Annotated in this window: 14 protein-coding genes; 10 read left to right on the forward strand and 4 right to left on the reverse strand. The window is 57.4% G+C overall.

The genetic code is table 11. From position 1 onward, the window contains the following. Positions 1-17: 17 nt before the first annotated feature. Entirely contained in the window at positions 18-1,601 is a 1,584-nt protein-coding gene (locus tag U9O48_RS07515; protein ID WP_324723977.1) for a phosphoethanolamine transferase, read from the reverse strand. A gap of 280 nt (positions 1,602-1,881) precedes the next feature. Further along, the gene (gene mntS, locus U9O48_RS07520) at positions 1,882-2,010 is read right to left on the reverse strand and encodes a manganase accumulation protein MntS (RefSeq protein WP_282492279.1); all 129 of its coding nucleotides are present in this window, start codon (positions 2,008-2,010) and stop codon (positions 1,882-1,884) included. A gap of 183 nt (positions 2,011-2,193) precedes the next feature. Between mntS and mntR the strand changes: the two genes are divergently transcribed. The 9 genes from mntR to U9O48_RS07565 all read left to right on the forward strand — a co-directional run bounded on the left by mntR (position 2,194) and on the right by U9O48_RS07565 (position 12,876). After that, positions 2,194-2,667: a manganese-binding transcriptional regulator MntR gene (gene mntR / locus U9O48_RS07525; protein ID WP_282492280.1), complete on the forward strand. Its 474-nt coding sequence runs from the start codon at positions 2,194-2,196 to the stop codon at positions 2,665-2,667. Continuing rightward, the gene (locus U9O48_RS07530) at positions 2,664-3,773 is read left to right on the forward strand and encodes an anion transporter (RefSeq protein WP_324723978.1); all 1,110 of its coding nucleotides are present in this window, start codon (positions 2,664-2,666) and stop codon (positions 3,771-3,773) included. Before mntR ends, U9O48_RS07530 begins: the two co-directional genes overlap by 4 nt. Before the next feature lie 102 nt (positions 3,774-3,875). Continuing rightward, the gene (locus U9O48_RS07535) at positions 3,876-4,961 is read left to right on the forward strand and encodes an HlyD family secretion protein (protein ID WP_282492282.1); all 1,086 of its coding nucleotides are present in this window, start codon (positions 3,876-3,878) and stop codon (positions 4,959-4,961) included. After that, entirely contained in the window at positions 4,958-6,529 is a 1,572-nt protein-coding gene (locus tag U9O48_RS07540; protein ID WP_285145495.1) for a DHA2 family efflux MFS transporter permease subunit, read from the forward strand. Before U9O48_RS07535 ends, U9O48_RS07540 begins: the two co-directional genes overlap by 4 nt. Next, entirely contained in the window at positions 6,529-8,052 is a 1,524-nt protein-coding gene (locus U9O48_RS07545; RefSeq protein ID WP_285145494.1) for an efflux transporter outer membrane subunit, read from the forward strand. The genes U9O48_RS07540 and U9O48_RS07545 overlap by 1 nt, the downstream gene beginning before the upstream one ends. A 108-nt stretch (positions 8,053-8,160) precedes the next feature. After that, positions 8,161-9,198: an aldo/keto reductase gene (locus U9O48_RS07550; protein ID WP_324723979.1), complete on the forward strand. Its 1,038-nt coding sequence runs from the start codon at positions 8,161-8,163 to the stop codon at positions 9,196-9,198. A 194-nt stretch (positions 9,199-9,392) separates the two neighbouring features. Beyond that, entirely contained in the window at positions 9,393-10,769 is a 1,377-nt protein-coding gene (locus U9O48_RS07555) for a glycoside hydrolase family 1 protein (RefSeq protein WP_324723980.1), read from the forward strand. 52 nt (positions 10,770-10,821) lie between these two features. Next, entirely contained in the window at positions 10,822-12,144 is a 1,323-nt protein-coding gene (locus U9O48_RS07560; RefSeq protein ID WP_324723981.1) for a PTS sugar transporter subunit IIC, read from the forward strand. A gap of 15 nt (positions 12,145-12,159) precedes the next feature. After that, positions 12,160-12,876, forward strand: coding sequence for a GntR family transcriptional regulator (locus tag U9O48_RS07565; protein WP_103948755.1), 717 nt, complete (start codon positions 12,160-12,162; stop codon positions 12,874-12,876). Positions 12,877-12,924: 48 nt separating this feature from the next. Here the strand turns inward: U9O48_RS07565 and ldtB are convergent, their stop codons facing one another. Further along, positions 12,925-13,845, reverse strand: a complete 921-nt coding sequence (gene ldtB / locus U9O48_RS07570; RefSeq protein WP_282492289.1) for a L,D-transpeptidase — start codon at positions 13,843-13,845, stop codon at positions 12,925-12,927. A gap of 223 nt (positions 13,846-14,068) precedes the next feature. Between ldtB and U9O48_RS07575 the strand changes: the two genes are divergently transcribed. Next, complete coding sequence (locus U9O48_RS07575; RefSeq protein WP_282492290.1) at positions 14,069-15,664, forward strand: ABC-F family ATPase; 1,596 nt, start codon at positions 14,069-14,071, stop codon at positions 15,662-15,664. A gap of 136 nt (positions 15,665-15,800) precedes the next feature. Here U9O48_RS07575 and U9O48_RS07580 read toward each other — a convergent pair whose 3' ends face one another. Then, a complete protein-coding gene (locus tag U9O48_RS07580; protein ID WP_324723984.1) occupies positions 15,801-18,164 on the reverse strand; it encodes a glycoside hydrolase family 31 protein in 2,364 nt (787 codons plus the stop codon). Positions 18,165-18,174 lie beyond the last annotated feature (10 nt).

The following is an 18,174-nucleotide window of genomic DNA, read 5'->3' on the forward strand; positions in this document are numbered from 1 at the left end:
ATCAGGCCGCACCTTACCTATCTGCTTTTCACCTCAAAAAGATCTGTACCCAAATGGGTATACTCCACTTTCTGTAGCTTGAAGTTAGTAATGTAGACCGGCGGCGCTTTCTTGTTAGATATGAACGGGTAGCTGTTGGCGATCTCTTTCGCAGAAATCCCCGTCCACTGGGAGAAGAAGCTCAGGAAATCATTCGCGGAACGGCGCGCTTTGATGATGCGATGGGTTTTATCATCGCTCGACAGCACCATAAACGGCACCTGGAAGTTCTGCTGGAACTTATCGTCGTGGGCCAGGTACTGCACCTCTTTGCCGCGCTCTTTGAATGCCAGACCGTGATCAGAGAAGTAGACCATCGAGAAGCTATCGCCGGTATTACGCAGCTGGGTATAGAGCTTGTTCAGCAGATCGTCGGTCTGGGTCATGGTATAGAGATAGCAGGAGGTCTCTTTCGACTGCACAAACTCCGCGTATTTCCCCTGCGTACGATCGCAGGCCTGCGGGTGAGAACCCATCAGATGCAGGACAATCAGCTGCGGCTGGGTGCGCTGGCTGGCAAATACCTGCGACGTCATCTTGAGCAACGCTTCGTCTTTGGTATTTTTATCCGCCTCAAAATCCCCGTTTTTCAGGAACTGCGCTTCGTCCGCACGCTTGGCGATACTGGCGATGGCGGTATCGTATTCGCCGATTTGTCCCTGATTCGAGAACCACCAGGTCTGGAAACCGGCGCGGTTAGCCAGAGTGACAAAGTTATCCTGATACTGCGGTTTACCGTCCACGACGCGGCTGAGCGTCAGGCCGAGCGATTTCTGCGTCGAGCCGCTCGCCGCCACGTAATCCGTAAACAGGGTGCCGTTCACCGAGCTGGCAAACGGCGTATTATTCCAGTGACCGCCAAATGCGCCCAGCGCATCGCGACGCGCGCTCTCGCCAATCACCACCACATAGGTGTGATATTTCGGTTTCACCGCCAGCACGTTCCAGGTGTCTTTCATATTCGAAAGCTCAGCCATGCGCGTCTGCTCGTCGAGCACTTCTTTATTGTTCACCACAATATCTTTGACGAAGCGGAACACCGGGTAGCCGGTATCTTTCAGTTTGAACACGCCGCCCCAGGCCAGGTTTTGTACCGGTGCGACAAAGAATGTCGCCACACCGATGACCAGGCACAGGTTTTCAATCATGCTCCACGGTTTTTTCTCTTGCGGCTTGCGACGCACGGCGATCACGCCGAGCGCAAAAATAAACAGGCCGATAACGTAGCTGTACCACGGGAAGATCGTCAGGATCTCCGTGGACTCTTCCATATTGGTGGAGTGCAGCGCCAGCAGAGTGTTGAAGTTGGGCGCACCATAGGCCTGACCAAAGGGGTAGTACATTGCCGCCACGACAGAGCAGATCCCGACCACCACTTTTTGTGCACGTGGCGCGCTGCGCCACATCAAATGCAGCAGACAGGTAAAGGCCACGGCGTAAAGCAGACTAAAGGGATAGCCCAGCGCAAAGTTAATGAGCAGCGATTGCAGAAAGTAGAATCCCGTCCACGGGCTTAAGGCCCGACTGCGGGTAATTAATGTTTCTTTCAGGGTTAAATTCATAGGTCACTATCGTGAAAACGCCATGTGCTCACCCTGGCGTCGAGGGTCAAAGCCTGCCTGACAGTGCGTGGAGAGGGAATGAGGGTCCGCTTCAGCGAGCCGCAAATGGTGCAGGGCTGCAAGAAGATAGAGCCAGTCGGCATTCAGGTCAACAGTTGCTAAGAAGATGTTTTGCGAGAGGGATTACAAATCCGTAAAAAAGATCGGGAATTGGGGGCTAACAGGGCAGTATGCGCGGGAATTGTGACGAAAAAATGAAAGCGGCGTACCGCGACGCCGCTTAGTGGGATGGCTTGTCGTTCTGCTGTGGTTTGCCGTTGATCATATCGCACAGCATGTTCAGCAGCATTAAGCGTACTTTAAAGGGGGAGTGGCTAAACACTTTCATACACCTCTTGAATTCGTTCATGTGACCTCCTGATTTCGGATCCCTTCGATCCGTGAAGGGTGACTGCATTACATACAGATATAGCACAGGCTATATTGTATAGCTATGGCTAATTCGTTAATTTTTTGTGCTTGTAGAGGGATGGTTTACACTGTGCGCTCTCGTTACAGGACGCCAGGGGCGTCAACCCACTGAGGAAGTGCAATGAACCGTCGCGCAGGTAAGCCAACTACAAAAAAAAAGACGCAACTGGTGAATGTTGAAGAGCATGTTGAAGGGTTTCGTCAGGTGCGTGAGGCGCACCGTCGCGAGCTGATTGATGACTACGTTGAGCTGATTTCCGATCTCTTTCGCGAGGTCGGGGAAGCGCGTCAGGTGGACATGGCCGCACGCCTGGGCGTGTCGCAGCCAACGGTTGCCAAAATGTTAAAGCGCCTGGCCTCGGTCGGGCTGATTGAAATGATCCCGTGGCGCGGGGTGTTCCTGACGCCGGAAGGGGAAAAACTGGCGCAGGAGAGTCGCGAGCGCCATCAGATTGTCGAAAACTTCCTGCTGGTGCTGGGCGTGAGCGAAGACATCGCTCGTCGCGATTCGGAAGGGATTGAACACCACGTCAGCGAAGAGACGCTGGAGAAATTCCGCGAGTTCACGCTCAAATTCGGATCGGCTGCTGAATGAACATTCCGGGGCTGCGGGCGCTCGCCCGCGATCGCTTTTTCCATCTTCTGTTACTGATTGGCGTCGGGCTGAGTTTTTTCGTGCCCTTTGCGCCCGCCGCCTGGCCGGAGGCCATCGACTGGCACACCATCATTACCCTGAGCGGGCTGATGATGCTTACCAAAGGGGTGGAGCAGAGCGGCTATTTCGACGTCATCGGGCGCAAAATGGTGCGCCGCTTTGCCACCGAGCGAAAGCTGTCGCTGTTTATGGTGCTGGCCGCCGCGCTGCTCTCCACCTTTCTGACCAACGACGTGGCGCTGTTTATCGTCGTTCCTCTCACTCTGACGCTGCGCAAGCTGTGCGAGATCCCGGTCAATCGGCTGATTATCTTCGAAGCGCTGGCGGTTAACGCCGGATCGCTGCTGACGCCGATCGGCAACCCGCAAAACATTCTCCTCTGGGGGCGCTCCGGGCTGTCGTTCACGGCGTTCACCTGGCAAATGGCGCCTCTGGCGCTGGTGATGATGCTCTCCCTGCTGGCGGTGTGCTGGTTCGCCTTTCCGAATAAAGCGCTCAACTACCACAGTGGAACCCAGGCCTCGTCATGGAATCCACGTCTGGTGTGGGGCTGTCTGGCCCTGTATATCGTTTTCCTGACGGCGCTGGAACTGAAGCTGGCGCTGTGGGGCGCCCTGCTGGTGGCGGGCGGTTTTTTAATTCTGGCGCGGCGGGTGCTGATCAGCGTTGACTGGACGCTGCTGCTGGTATTCATGGCGATGTTTATCGACGTGCATCTGCTGATTCAACTCCCCGCCCTGCAGAATTCCCTGCACAGCGTGAGCGGACTGTCACCGCTCGGCCTGTGGCTGACGGCAATTGGCCTGTCGCAATTTATCAGCAACGTCCCGTCGACTATCCTGCTGATCAACTACGTCCCGCCAACGGCGCTGCTGGCCTGGGCTGTGAACGTGGGCGGATTCGGCTTACTGCCGGGATCGCTCGCCAATCTGATCGCTCTGCGCATGGCAAACAACCGCCGGATCTGGTGGCGATTCCACCTCTGGTCCCTGCCAATGCTGGTCTGGGCGGCCGCCGTCGGTTTCGGATTATTCCTTCTCATATAGTGCGCTAATTGTCAGCTTTTCCTGGCAAATGTATAGCAACGTCCTAACTTTAGTGAACGGCATAAATGTGATGCCGTTCACTGACAGGAACGTTGTTGGCATATGGCAGACGAAAACGAAACCTCAGAACAAAACGAAAAACCAGAGCGCAAAGGTCCCGGGAAAAAACCGTTAATCATTCTTGGGATCGTGGTGGTGGTGATGGTCGTCGCGGCGCTGGTGTGGTGGTTTCTCACCCGCAACGAAGAGACCACCGACGACGCCTTCACCGATGCGAACGTGGTGACCATAGCCCCGAAAGCGGCAGGCTATGTCACGGATCTGCGGGTGCGCGATAACCAGCGGGTCAAGAAGGGCGATCTGCTGGTAGTCATCGATCCGCGGGATACCACCGCTCAGCGCGATCAGGCTCAGGCGCAGTTGGGCCTGGCCGTGGCGCAGCTGCATCAGGCGCAGGCCCAGCTGGCGCTGTCGAAGGTGCAATATCCTGCCCAGCGCGATGAAGCCAAAGCTCAGGTCCTGAAAGCGCAGGCGGATATGGCGAATGCGCAGGCCGAGTATCGTCGCCAGCGCGGTGTCGATCCCCGCGCCACCACCCAACAAAGTATTGATTCCGCGAATGCTCAGCTGCGCAGCGCGCAAGCCGGGCTTGCCAGTGCACAGGCTCAGCTGGAAGTGGCGGAGCAGGTTCAGCTCCAGATCCGCCAGCAAGAGACCAACGTCGAAGCGCGTGAACGTCAGGTCGATCAGGCGAAAGCCCAGCTTGAAACCGCCAACCTGAATCTCTCCTATACCGAAGTGCGCGCTCCGTTCGACGGTTTTGTCACCAAGCGTAACGTTCAGACGGGCACCCTGGTGCAGGCCGGTACGGCGCTGTTTTCGCTGGTCTCGCCGGACATCTGGGTGGTGGCCAACTTCAAAGAGTCGCAGCTTGAGCGCATGCGCCCCGGCAATAAAGTGGCGATCACCGTCGATGCCTGGCCGGATATGAAACTCGAAGGCCACATCGACAGTATCCAGCAGGGGAGCGGCTCGCGCTTCTCAGCCTTCCCGGCGGAAAACGCCACCGGCAACTTTGTGAAAATCGTGCAGCGCGTTCCGGTCAAAATCGTCATCGACAAAGGACTGGACCCGAACATGCCTCTGCCGCTGGGCCTCTCCGTTGCGCCGAAGGTCACACTGGAATGACGGACCACAGCCACGAAAACTGGCGGCCCGCCAGTAATCCCTGGGCGGTGGCGATTGTCGTCACGCTGGCGGTGTTTATGGAGATCCTCGACACCACCATCGTCAACGTGGCGCTCCCGCACGTGGCCGGTTCACTCTCGGCCAGCTACGACGAATCGACCTGGGTGCTCACCAGCTATCTGGTCGCCAACGGCATCGTGCTGCCCATCTCGGCGTTTCTCAGCCGGGTATTTGGCCGCAAGCAGTTCTTCCTGATCTGCATCGTGATGTTCACCATCTGCTCGTTCCTGTGCGGGATAGCCACGGAGCTGTGGCAAATCATTCTGTTTCGCATCATGCAAGGCTTTTTTGGCGGCGGGCTTCAGCCCACGCAACAGTCGGTGCTGCTTGACTACTTCAAACCCGAAGATCGCGGCAAGGCCTTTGGCCTGTCGTCGATCGCGATCATCGTTGCCCCGGTGCTGGGGCCAACGCTCGGCGGCTGGATCACCGATAACTACTCCTGGCGCTGGGTCTTCTTTATCAATATCCCGGTTGGCATCGTGACGGTGCTGGCGATTTACCAGCTGCTGGAAGATCCGCCGTGGGAGCGTAAATCCGAAGAGAAACTGAGTATCGACTGGACGGGGATTGGCCTGATCGCCCTTGGGCTCGGCTGTCTGCAGGTGATGCTCGATCGCGGCGAAGACGACGACTGGTTCTACTCGAACTTTATCCGCACCTTCGCGGTACTGACGCTTATTGGCATCATCGGTGCGATTTACTGGCTCCTTTACGCCAAAAAACCGGTGGTGGATTTGCGCTGCATGAAGGACAAAAACTTTGCCGTGGCCTGTCTACTGATGGGCGGCATGGCGATGATTTTGTACGGCAGTTCGGTGGTGATCCCGCAGCTGGCCCAGCAGGATTTGGGCTACACCGCCACCTGGTCCGGGATGGTGCTCTCGCCCGGCGCGGTGCTGATTGTCCTGACCATTCCGCTGGTGCTGAAACTGATGCCCATCGTGCAAACGCGGTGGATCATCGCCTTTGGTTTCGCCTGTCTGGCGGTGTCGTTCTTCTGGTCGCGAACTCTGACGCCGGATATTGATTTCGAGACGCTGGTGCTGTTTCGTAGCGCCCAGTCGTTCGGGCTGGGGTTCCTGTTTGTTCCGCTCACCACCATCGCCTTTATTTCGATACCCAGACAGCTCAACGGCGACGCCGCTGCGCTCTTCACCATGTTCCGTAACGTCGCCGGATCGATCGGGATTTCGCTTTCGACCGCCGCCATCACGGAGCGCGCCCAGACGCACAGCGCGTATCTGGCCTATCACGCCTCGCCGTTTAACGAGCAGTTCCAGCTGGCGCTGCGGGAGTCGGCGCAGGCGATCCAGAACTTCACCACCCAGGTCGGCAATCCGCTGGATATCGCCACCGGGCGCATGTACCAGACCATGATTGAACAGTCGCGTTTTCTGGCCTACGTGGACGTTTTCACGATCCTGAGCGCGGTCGCATTACTGCTTATCCCGTTTTGTTTGTTGCTCTCGCCGGTGAAAAGCGAAGGCAGTGCAGGAGCACATTGATGATCTACACACGTTTGTCCCCCCTGTTTTTAGTGTTGCTGTTAGCCGGGTGCGCCGTGGGGCCGGACTACCAGCCGCCGGCGCCGAATACGCCCGCGAAGTGGAACGATCCGGGCGATGCGGGGGTGAAATCAAAAGCCGAGAGCACGGCGGTGAATCCGCGCTGGTGGAAGACCTTTGGCTCTCCACAGCTCGATAGCCTGATCGACCGGGCGATTGCCGGAAATCTCTCCCTGCAACAGACGGTTCTGCGCATCGCCGGAGCCCGCGAGCAGATTACCCAGGCGGGCGGGGCGTTTTATCCCTCGGTGAACGGCAATTTACAGGCCACCCGCCAGCAGCTGGGTCTGGAAGGCGAACTGAAATCGCACGGGGTTTACGACCAGATAGATAACGTCGACCCGGATCTGAAAGGCGCGCTGGGCCCGCTCACCCAGCCGGTGAATCTGTATCAGGGCAGCTTTGACGCCCAGTGGGAGCTCGACCTGTGGGGCAAAGTGCGTCGTCAGGTGGAAGGCGCAGAGGCGCAGCAGCGGGCGGCGATTGAGCAGCGTAATGACGCGCTGGTCTCCCTGGAAGCCGAAGTGGCGCGTGCCTGGCTGCAGCTGCGCGGCGCGCAAAGCGTGATGGCGACGCTCAATACGCAAATCGAGAGCGCGCAGCAAACCCTCGATCTGACCGAGAGCCGCCAGCGCGGCGGACTCTCGCCGCAGATGGACGTGGAAAACGCCCGCGCGCAGCTGGGCAATCTGGAAGCCCAGCTCCCGCAATATCAGGCCCAGGAGCGTCAGGCGATGAACGGCCTGGCAATTTTACTCGGCAAACCGCCGGGTGCGCTGGATGGCGAGCTACGTTCTGTTCAGCCTCTCCCGGCGTTGCCGGAGATTGTACCGACGGGGATCCCGTCGACGCTCGCCCGCCGTCGTCCGGACGTGCGCGAGGCGGAAGCTAATCTTCACGCGGCGACGGCGCAAATCGGCGTTTCCGTCGCCGAGCTGTTCCCGAGCGTGTCGCTCTCCGGGCAGTTTGGCCTGCGCAACAGCGAAACCAACTGGCTCACGGACTGGAGCAGCCATTTTTACAGCGTCGGCCCGCAGGTTTCGATCCCGATTTTCCAGGGCGGACGGCTGGTCTCCAGCGTCAAAGTGGCGCGCGCGCAGCAGGGCGCGGCGGTGCTGGACTATCGCCAGACGGTACTCACCGCGCTGGGCGATGTGGAAAACGCGCTGGTCAGCTATCGCACGGATCAGCAGCGTGAAGCGGGTTTAGGCAAAACCATTGATGCGCTGCAAAACGCCTTCGATCTGGCGAGCGACAGCTATCGCCAGGGGATCGCCAGCTTTATCGACGTGCTGGATGCCCAGCGCCAGCTGGCTCAGGCGCAACAGCAGCGCGCGCAGGCCCAGGTGCAAAGTGCGCTCGATCTGGTGGCGCTCTACAAGGCCCTCGGCGGGGGCTGGGAGCCGTATCAGCAGGTGAATTTGCCGGATTATTCGGTATTTGGCGACGCCCCGCGCGGATAACGTTCAGAGGATTGGGCAAGAAACAGACAGGAACGCCACATTCGCGTTTTGCAGGGGCGGAGTATAACTATCCGGCACCCATCAAACGAACACTGTGAGGAACGTCATATGCGTTATCAAAAACTGGGAAATACCGGTCTGTTTGTTTCTGAACTCTGCCTCGGCACCATGACCTTCGGGGGCGAAGGCGGCATGTGGGGTAAAATTGGTCAGCTCCAGCAGAGCGAGGCGGAAAAGCTGGTAGGCCGCGCGCTGGATGCCGGGATTAACTTTATCGACACCGCCAACGTCTACTCGGAAGGACGCTCGGAGGAGATCACCGGCCAGGCGCTGAAAAATCTTAAGATCCCGCGTGAAAATGTGGTCGTTGCCACCAAAGTCTTCGGCGAAACCGGCACGGCGGGCGTCAACTCGCGCGGCAGCTCGCGCTATCACATCATCAATAGCGTCAAAGAGAGCCTGCGCCGCATGCAGCTCGATCATATCGATCTCTATCAGCTGCACGGTTTCGACCCGGCAACGCCAATTGAAGAGACGCTCTACGCCCTGGATAATCTGGTGCAGCACGGTCACGTGCGCTACATCGGGGTGTCGAACTGGGCGGCGTGGCAAATCACCAAAGCGCTGGGGATCTCCGAGCGCCTCGGGCTGGCGCGGTTTGCCTCGCTTCAGGCGTACTACACCATCGCCGGGCGCGATCTGGAGCGTGAGCTGGTACCGATGATGCAAAGCGAAGGCGTCGGGCTGATGGTCTGGAGCCCGCTGGCCGGCGGTCTGCTGAGCGGGAAGTATAGCCGCGACGGCCAGAGCGAAGCAGGCAGTCGTCGTCAGGAGTTTGACTTCCCGCCGGTGGAGAAAGATCGCGCGTTCGACTGTGTCGATGTGATGCGCACCATTGCCGAGAGCAAAGGTGTGTCGGTGGCGCAGATCGCGCTGGCGTGGCTGCTGCATCAGAAGGTGGTGAGCAGCGTAATCATTGGCGCCAAACGCGTTGACCAGCTGGACGACAATATCGCCGCGACCGCAATTCGCCTGAGCGACGATGAACTGCACCAGCTCGACGCCGTCAGCGCGCTGCCGCGGGAATACCCGGGCTGGATGCTGGAGCGTCAGGGCGAGTATCGCCGGAATCAGCTGAAGGGTTAACCTTCATTGCCGGATGGCGCTTCGCTTATCCGGCCTACAAAACCCGCGACAGTAGGCCGGATAAGCGAAGCGCCATCCGGCTTTTTTATTTCTATCCCGCTCACAAAAAACGATCCTTCCCTTTGATTGATTTTTCATCTTTAGCTATATGACTAGTCATGAAATTTAAATGACTAGTCATATAGGGAGAGACCATGAAGCAATCACTGCCAGCTAACTTTTTATGGGGTAACTCGGTGTCCAGCATGCAGACCGAGGGGGCGTGGAACGAGGGCGGAAAAGGGATGTCGGTATACGACATCCGCGAAGCCGGTGAAAACGCCTCGGACTGGAAAGTCGCCACCGACTCCTATCATCGCTACCAGGAAGATTTCGACCTGATGCAGGATCTGGGCATGAACTGCTACCGCTTCCAGATCTCCTGGAGCCGCGTCTGCCCGCAGGGCGATGGCGAATTCAACGAAGAGGGCATCGCGTTCTACGATCGTTTCATCAACGATCTTATCGCGCGCGGTATCGAGCCGATGGTCTGTCTGTATCACTTCGACATGCCGCTGGCGCTGGCCCAGGAGTACAACGGCTTTAACGACCGTCGGGTGCTGGACGCGTTTGTGCGCTATGGCAAAAAGATGATCGACTGCTACGGCGACCGCGTGAAGTACTGGCTGACCTTCAACGAGCAGAACATTTTCCACATGCCGGAAGCGTTCCGGGTGTCGGGCTACATGAAGGGCGAGCAAACCCTGCGTGAACTGTACGAAATTCAGCACCATACGATGGTGGCGCACATGGCGCTGACGGAGTATCTGCATCAGGCCAAACCGGGCCAGATGATGGGCGGCATGCTGGCGCATCAGTTGATCTACCCGGCGACCTGCAAACCGCGCGATATCTTCTGCGCCCAGCAGTACGACGAATTCCTCAACCAGAACCTGCTGCGCGTCTTTGCGGGGCAAGGCTACAGCCCGGCGGTGATGGCGGTGGTTGAGCAGCAAGGCTTCGGCGATATCTATCGCGCGGAAGATCTGGCTCTACTGGCGCGCACCAAAAACGACTTCATGGCGTTCAGCTACTACGCGAGTAAAACCCTCGACAGCGACCCGATCCCGGAAGGCACGCCGGTCAACTACTACCTGGCACACGGCGAGAAAAACAACCCGTTCCTGAAAGCCACCGAATGGAACTGGCAGATCGACCCGCTCGGTTTCCGCACCATCATCACCCGTTACTACAACGACTGGCGGATGCCGGTGTTCCCGATTGAAAACGGCATCGGGGTGATTGAGTCCTGGGACGGCGTCAATCCGGTCGAAGATGACTACCGCATCGACTATCACCGCAAGCATTTCGAGGCGATGAAAGCGGCGATCTTCGAAGACGGTGCGCAGGTGATCGGCTATCTCGGCTGGGGTTTGATCGACATTCTCAGCTCGCAGGGCGACATGCGTAAACGCTACGGCGTGGTGTACGTCAACCGCGAGAACCACGATCTTAAAGATATGAAACGCGTGCCGAAAAAGAGCTACGCGTGGTTAAAACAGGCTATTCATAGCAACGGAAGCGAGCTGTAAGTCGTACGCTGCCGGACCGGTTTTTGTGACTGATTGATGGGAAATATCCGCTATGTCTGATACAAAAATTACACCTGCGATGCAGTCGTTTGTCGACAGATTTGTTGAGTTCTCCGCGCGCCTGGCCAACCAGGTGCACTTACGCTCCCTGCGCGATGCCTTCGCCACGGTGATGCCGATCTTCATCCTTGCCGGTCTTGCGGTACTGGTGAATAACGTGGTGTTTCCGTGGGTGCTGGAGGGTGAAACCCTCGCCCAGTTCAAAGTGTGGGGCGAGGCGATTATTAACGGCACGCTGAACATCGCGGCGCTGTTGCTGGCCCCGATGATTGCCTGGTCGCTGGCGCGCAACAAAGATTTCGACAACCCGGTTTCGGCAGTGGTTATCGCCGTCAGTAGTTTTATCATTATGATGCCGATGCAGTTGCAATTAGTGCCCGTCGGCAGCCAGACTGCGGTGAACGTCACCCAGGTGCTGACGTTCGGCAATATTGGCTCGACGGGGATTTTTGCCGGGGTGCTGATCGGCCTGATTTCCACGGAAGTGTTTATCGCCATTTCGCGCCTCAAAGCATTGCACATTTCGCTCGGTGAGAACGTCCCGCCTGCGGTGAGTAAATCCTTTACGGCGCTGATCCCGACCATAATCACGCTTTCGCTCTTCGCCATCGTGGCGGCGCTGCTGGCGAACGTGCTGCACACGGATCTGATCCACCTGATCACCCATTTCATCCAGCAGCCGCTCCGACTGATTAACACCAGTCTGCCCGGCACCATTTTTATCTACAGCTTCGGGAATTTCCTGTTTACGCTCGGTATTCACCAGTCGGTGGTGAACAGTGTGATTCTGGAACCTTTCCTGTTAATCAACACCAATGAGAACATGCTGGCCTTCGCCAACGGTCAGCCGATCCCGCATATCATCAACAATATTTTTGTCCCGACCTTCGGGATGATTGGCGGGACGGGCAGCACCATTTCGCTGCTGATTGCCATCTTTATTTTCTCGCGTCAGAAATCGGCCAAACAGGTGGCGCGCCTGTCGCTGGCGCCGGGACTGTTTAACATCAACGAGCCGGTGATTTTCGGCCTGCCGATTGTCTTTAACCTGCCGCTGATGATCCCGTTTGTGTTACTTCCGGCGATCGGGATTTACTTCGCCTGGCTCTGTACCACGCTCGGGCTGATGTCGCGCTGCGTGGTGATGATCCCATGGACCACGCCGCCGATACTCAGCGCCTGGCTGGCGACGGCGGGGGACTGGCGGGCGGTGGTGGTTCAGTTGGCAATCATCGTATTTGGTGTATTCTTCTACCTGCCTTTCCTCAAGATTGCTGAGAGGGTGGCGTTGAAAAACAGTGTGATAGCGGATTAATCAAAAGGAAAAGGCATGGCGGCGAAGTACATCACCATCGCGCGGGAAATTAAGAAACGCATTATCAGCCAGCAGTATGCCGCCAATGAACCGCTGCCAGACCAGTTTGCGCTGGCGGCGGAGTTCAGCACCAGCCGGATGACCATCCAGCAGGCGATGCGCCAGCTGATCGTCGAAGGGCTGGTCTACACGCGTCAGGGGCAGGGGACCTTTATCCGTAAGAACTTCCTGCAGCTCTCCCAGTGGGATCTCTCCGGCAGCGACTACTTCGGTGCGACCAAAACCTGGGAACATCTCGGGACGGTGAGCAGCAAAGTCGTTCATTTCGAGCTGCGCTTCCCGAATGAGAAAGAGCAGTCGTCCCTGATGATTAATGCCGATACGCCGATCTATGATTTTATCCGCCTGCGTTCCCTCAACGGCGAGCCGATGTCGCTCGATTCCACGGTCATGCCGCTGAATCTGGTGCCGGGCTTGAACAAAACCCATCTCGAAAGCTCGGTGTTCCAGTATGTTCAGGAGACGCTGGGGCTGAAAATCATGGGGTCGTATCGCGTGGTGCGGGCGCTAAAACCTAACGCACTGGATATGCAGCATCTGGTCTGCGAACAAACCGACCCGGTGCTGGAGGTGGAGCAGGTGATCTATCTTGAGGATGGCACGCCACTGGAGTACGCGCACTGCCACTACCGCTACGACCACGGCGGCATCGTTATCGTGAATAACGGGTAATAAAAAAGCGGGCTGATGAGCCCGCTTTTTTGTTTGCGACAACTTAAATCAATTCAAACGTACCGGCATACCGGAACGGTTCTGCACTGCCTGATCTACAACGGTCGATTCAACATCGGCCTGGCCGGTGACCGCCTGAATGTTGCTCTTCAGGGTGATCGGCACGATCTCGTTGTTGTTGATCTGGTCTTCGCTGGTGGACAGCGGGTTATGAACTTCGATGTAGCGGCTGCCATCTGGCTCGGAGGTCGCTTTGACCGGCTCATTGATGAACTGGACGCGGGTACCGACCGGCACGTTCTCGAACAGGAACTTGATATCGTCGTTACGCAGACGCACACAGCCGTGGCTCACGCGCAGGCCGATACCGAAGTTGGCGTTGGTCCCGTGGATCGCATACAGACGACCGATGTACAGCGCGTACAGACCCATAGGGTTGTCCGGACCGGCTGGCACAACGGCTGGCAGCGGTTCACCGGCAGCGATGTACTCGGCGTGCATTTTGGCGGTTGGCGTCCAGGTTGGACCCGCTTTCTTACGCTCTACTTTGGTGGTCCAGTTCAGCGGGGTGTCTTTACCCAACTGACCGATACCAATCGGCAGAACGATGACGGTGTTGGTGCCTTTCGGGTAGTAATACAGACGCATTTCGGCGCTGTTGATCACGATACCTTCATGGACAGTGTCCGGCAGGATCAGCTGCTGAGGAATGTTCAGCACGGTCCCGGCTTTTGGCAGATACGGGTCAACGCCCGGGTTCGCTTCCAGCATGTTGGACAGGCCCAACTGGTATTCAGCGGCGTAATATTCCAGCGGCTGGGAGTTGCCTTCCGGAACAATAACCACCTGGTTTTGACCCACCAGACGGCTACCGTCTGTCGGCAGCGGATAAGTCACCGCAGAAGCGGTATTGCAAAAACCTACTACGGCTAACGCCGCCGCAAAAAGCGTTGATAATTTCATATTCATGTTATGCGAGGTATCTTTGCCACTCTGGCGATTAGTTGATGAGTCTGAATCATTGATGGGAGCGCATTATATGTGCATTCCCTCGCGCATGGAATTCAGATGTGTACGAAATCACATTTTTTTCGATTTTGTTAAAGTTTAGTGGTTCGTTGCAACACGGGATCTCATTTCGGAATTGTGGCATAATGCCGTGTTTATCACACTTTTTCGCAGGAATCTCCCCGTGTTAGTTACCAGCAACGTCACTATGCAGTTTGGCAGTAAGCCGCTGTTCGAAAACATTTCCGTCAAATTTGGCGGCGGCAACCGTTACGGCCTGATTGGTGCCAACGGTAGCGGAAAATCCACCTTTATGAAGATTCTCGGCGGCGATTTAGAGCCGACGCTCGGCAACGTGTCGCTCGATCCGAATGAGCGCCTCGGTAAGCTGCGTCAGGATCAGTTCGCCTTCGAAGAGTTTACCGTGCTCGACACCGTGATCATGGGACACGGGGAACTGTGGGAAGTGAAGCAAGAGCGTGACCGCATTTACGCGCTGGCTGAAATGAGCGAAGAGGACGGCTATAAAGTGGCTGACCTCGAAGTGCTGTACGGCGAAATGGACGGCTACTCTGCCGAATCCCGTGCCGGTGAGCTGCTGCTCGGCGTCGGTATTCCTGTTGAACAACACTACGGCCTGATGAGCGAAGTCGCGCCAGGCTGGAAGCTGCGTGTCCTTCTGGCGCAGGCCCTGTTCTCCAACCCGGACATTCTGCTGCTCGATGAACCGACGAACAACCTGGACATCGACACCATCCGCTGGCTGGAGCAGACCCTGAACGATCGCGACAGCACCATGATCATCATTTCGCACGACCGTCACTTCCTGAATATGGTCTGCACCCACATGGCCGATCTGGACTACGGCGAGCTGCGCGTTTATCCGGGCAACTACGACGAATACATGACCGCGGCCACTCAGGCGCGCGAACGTCTGCTGGCGGATAACGCCAAGAAAAAAGCGCAGATTGCTGACCTGCAATCCTTCGTTAGCCGCTTTAGCGCCAACGCCTCTAAATCTCGTCAGGCGACGTCTCGTGCCCGTCAGATTGATAAAATTAAGCTGGATGAAGTCAAAGCGTCCAGCCGTCAGAACCCGTTCATCCGCTTCGAGCAGGACAAGAAACTGTTCCGTAACGCGCTGGAAGTGGAAGCGCTGGCGAAAGGGTTTGATAACGGCCCGCTGTTCAAAAAATTCAACCTGCTGCTGGAAGTGGGCGAGAAGATTGCGGTACTGGGCGCGAACGGCGTGGGTAAATCAACCCTGCTGAAAACCCTGGTCGGCGAACTTCAGCCTGACCACGGTACCGTGAAGTGGTCTGAAAACGCCCAGCTCGGTTACTACGCGCAGGACCACGAATACGAGTTCGAAAACGATCTGACCGTCTTCGACTGGATGAGCCAGTGGAAGCAGGAAGGCGATGACGAGCAGGCCGTGCGCGGCATTCTGGGCCGTCTGCTGTTCAGCCAGGACGACATCAAGAAGCCAGCCAAAGTGCTGTCCGGTGGTGAAAAGGGCCGCATGCTGTTCGGTAAGCTGATGATGGAAAAACCAAACATCCTGATCATGGACGAACCGACCAACCACCTGGATATGGAATCGATCGAATCCCTGAACATGGCGCTGGAGATGTATCAGGGCACCCTGATCTTCGTCTCTCACGACCGTGAGTTTGTGAGCTCCCTGGCGACCCGCGTGATTGAGATTACGCCGGAGCGCATCGTGGACTTCACCGGGAATTACGAAGATTATCTGCGTAGCAAAGGTATTGACGGCTGATGTAAAAACGCCGGGTGGCGCTGACGCTTACCCGGCCTACAAGGTCAATGCAAAACGGCAACCCAAGGGTTGCCGTTTTTAATGGTTCTGAACCTGTAGGCCGGGTAAGGCGAAGCCGCCACCCGGCAATCAACGACTACAAAGCCCACTCACTCTGCTCGATACCGTTCACCAGCAACTTACGCTTCTCACCCACCGGCAACGACACCTTCAACGCTTTCCACGCCGGGCGATAATCCCCGCGCGTCGTCACGTTCAGATTGATTGTCGACCCTTCGCACACCATCTCCCACTCCAGCCACAGGGCATTGCCTTTCTGATAACCCCAGCTCTCGCCGTCGTCCTCAAACAGCATGCCTGACGTTGTCCCCACCCCTTTCACCGGGAACAGCTGTAGCTCGCGCGTATCATCTTTCGCGGCACTCACATGGGTAATGCGTTCGCTGAGCGGCAGACCCGCACCGGCGCGTACCAGCAGCGGCAGTTTTTCCAGCGGTGCGTCGCGGACGATCCACTGCCCGCCGGAGAACCACTCGTGAGTGTAAAAATCGTACCAGCCGGTTTCGTTATCCGGCAGCCAGAGGCGGCGCTCGCGCTGACCTTGTTCGACGACACTGGCGACCAGCACATCGCGGCCGAGCAGGAAATCGTCGCACTCTTCGAAGGTTTGCGCGTCATGCTCGTGATCGAGGAAGGTCGGGCGCAGCATCGGCTCGTCATCCGCATGGGCCTGCCACAGCAGGGTGTAGAGATACGGCAGCAGACGATAGCGCAGCTCAATCGCGCCGCGAATGGCAGGCGTCACGCCCGGATACATCCACGGCTCGTTCACCGTATGATCGTCATTCCACGAGTGAATGGTGAAGCGCGGGTGCATTACGCCGTTTTGAACCCAGCGTACAAACAGCTCGGCGTCCGGTTTATCGCCGGAGAACCCACCGACATCGTGCCCGACGTTAAACAGCCCGGAGAGGCTCATGCCCAGCCCCATGCGGGTGTTGTAGCGCAGGGTATCCCAGTTGGTGCGGTTATCGCCGCTCCAGGTCTGGACGTAGCGCTGCATCCCGGCGCAGCCGGAGCGGGAGATCAGGTACGGACGTTTGTCCGGGGCAAAACGCTGCTGAGCCTCCATCGAGGCGCGCATCATCAGCAGCGGCATCACCGGACGAATATGCTTGATCGCAATCTCCTGACCAAAACCGTGGCAGCGCGCTTCCCCGTCCCAGACTTCGAACTCGTTGTTGTCGTTCCAGGTGGAGTCGATCCCCATCTCCAGCAGTTGGGTGGTTACGCCTTCCTGCCACCACTGAATGGTCTGCGGATGGGTAAAGTCGAGGTGCGATCCTTCGTCATCCCAGAAGCTGGAACGTTCTGGCGCATCCGTTTCTGAATCACGGATAAATAAGCCACGTTCTGCCACTTCGTTATAGCGTGGATGATCCTGCAGCAGGCACGGCTTGATGTTCGCCGCCAGCTTCAGCCCCGCGTCGTGGAACGCCTGGCTCATCACCTTTGGCTGCGGCACTTTGTCGTAGTTCCAGTTGAAGACGTAACGCTTGCCGTTGATCGAGGTATACCCGGACGACAGCTGGAAGGAATCGCACGGAATCGCGTGCTCTTCGCACAGGCGGATAAAGTTCATCAGCTGGTTCTGCGCGTCCGGCGCGTCGGTGTAGTGCATGGTCGAGCCGCTGTAGCCGAGGCTCCATTTCGGACCGAACAGGGTTTTCCCGGTCAGACGAACAAAGGCTTTGGTCACGTCCAGCACGCGTTTGCCGGTGAAGATGTAGTAATCGATATCGCCCGCTTCCGCCTGCCAGCGGCGATACGCCGTGTGGTAGTTGTCGATTTCGTTGCCCAGATCCAGCCAGCAGCTGCTCAGGTTGTCGTAAAACAGACCGTAGCTGATGTCGTCGCGGCGGGTGATGGTGAACGGAATATGCTTGTACAGCGGGTCGGTGCTGACCGCGTTATAGCCCATCGCGTCGAGGTTACGCATCTCGTAGCGTTTGCCGTTGCGCTGAAAATCGCCCGCTTTCTCGCCCAGACCGTAAAAACGCTCGTCCTTACGACGGCTGAGATAGTGCGCCGCGCCGTCGCCGTGGGCGTTTAGCAGGTAGGCGCTGGTCGGGCGATCGTGCGCCAGCTCCAGCCACTCACCTGCCTCGTTGCGGTAGTGCCACTCCAGCCACAGAGGCTGATGGACGGTAACGCGCAGCTGCTCGGTGGCGATCGTCAGGACGTCGTCCTGCTGGGTCAGCGTCCATGTCGGGCAGGTGAATCCGCTCAGATCGTCGCGCTGACGACCTTCCCACGGCACATCCTTATCCGGCGCGATGCTCCAGGTTTTATCCAGCGACAGCTCGCCTTTGCGTTTGATCAGCACGCGGAACAGATTCTGTTCCAGCACATACAGGCACAGACGGTGCTGATTATCGACCAACAGTTCCAGATGGTTCGCGGACTGTTCAAGAAGGGTCCAGTTTTTCAGGGTTTTCATATGCAATACA

It is taken from the genome of Lelliottia sp. JS-SCA-14 (assembly GCF_035593345.1).
GTDB lineage: Bacteria > Pseudomonadota > Gammaproteobacteria > Enterobacterales > Enterobacteriaceae > Enterobacter > Enterobacter wanjuensis.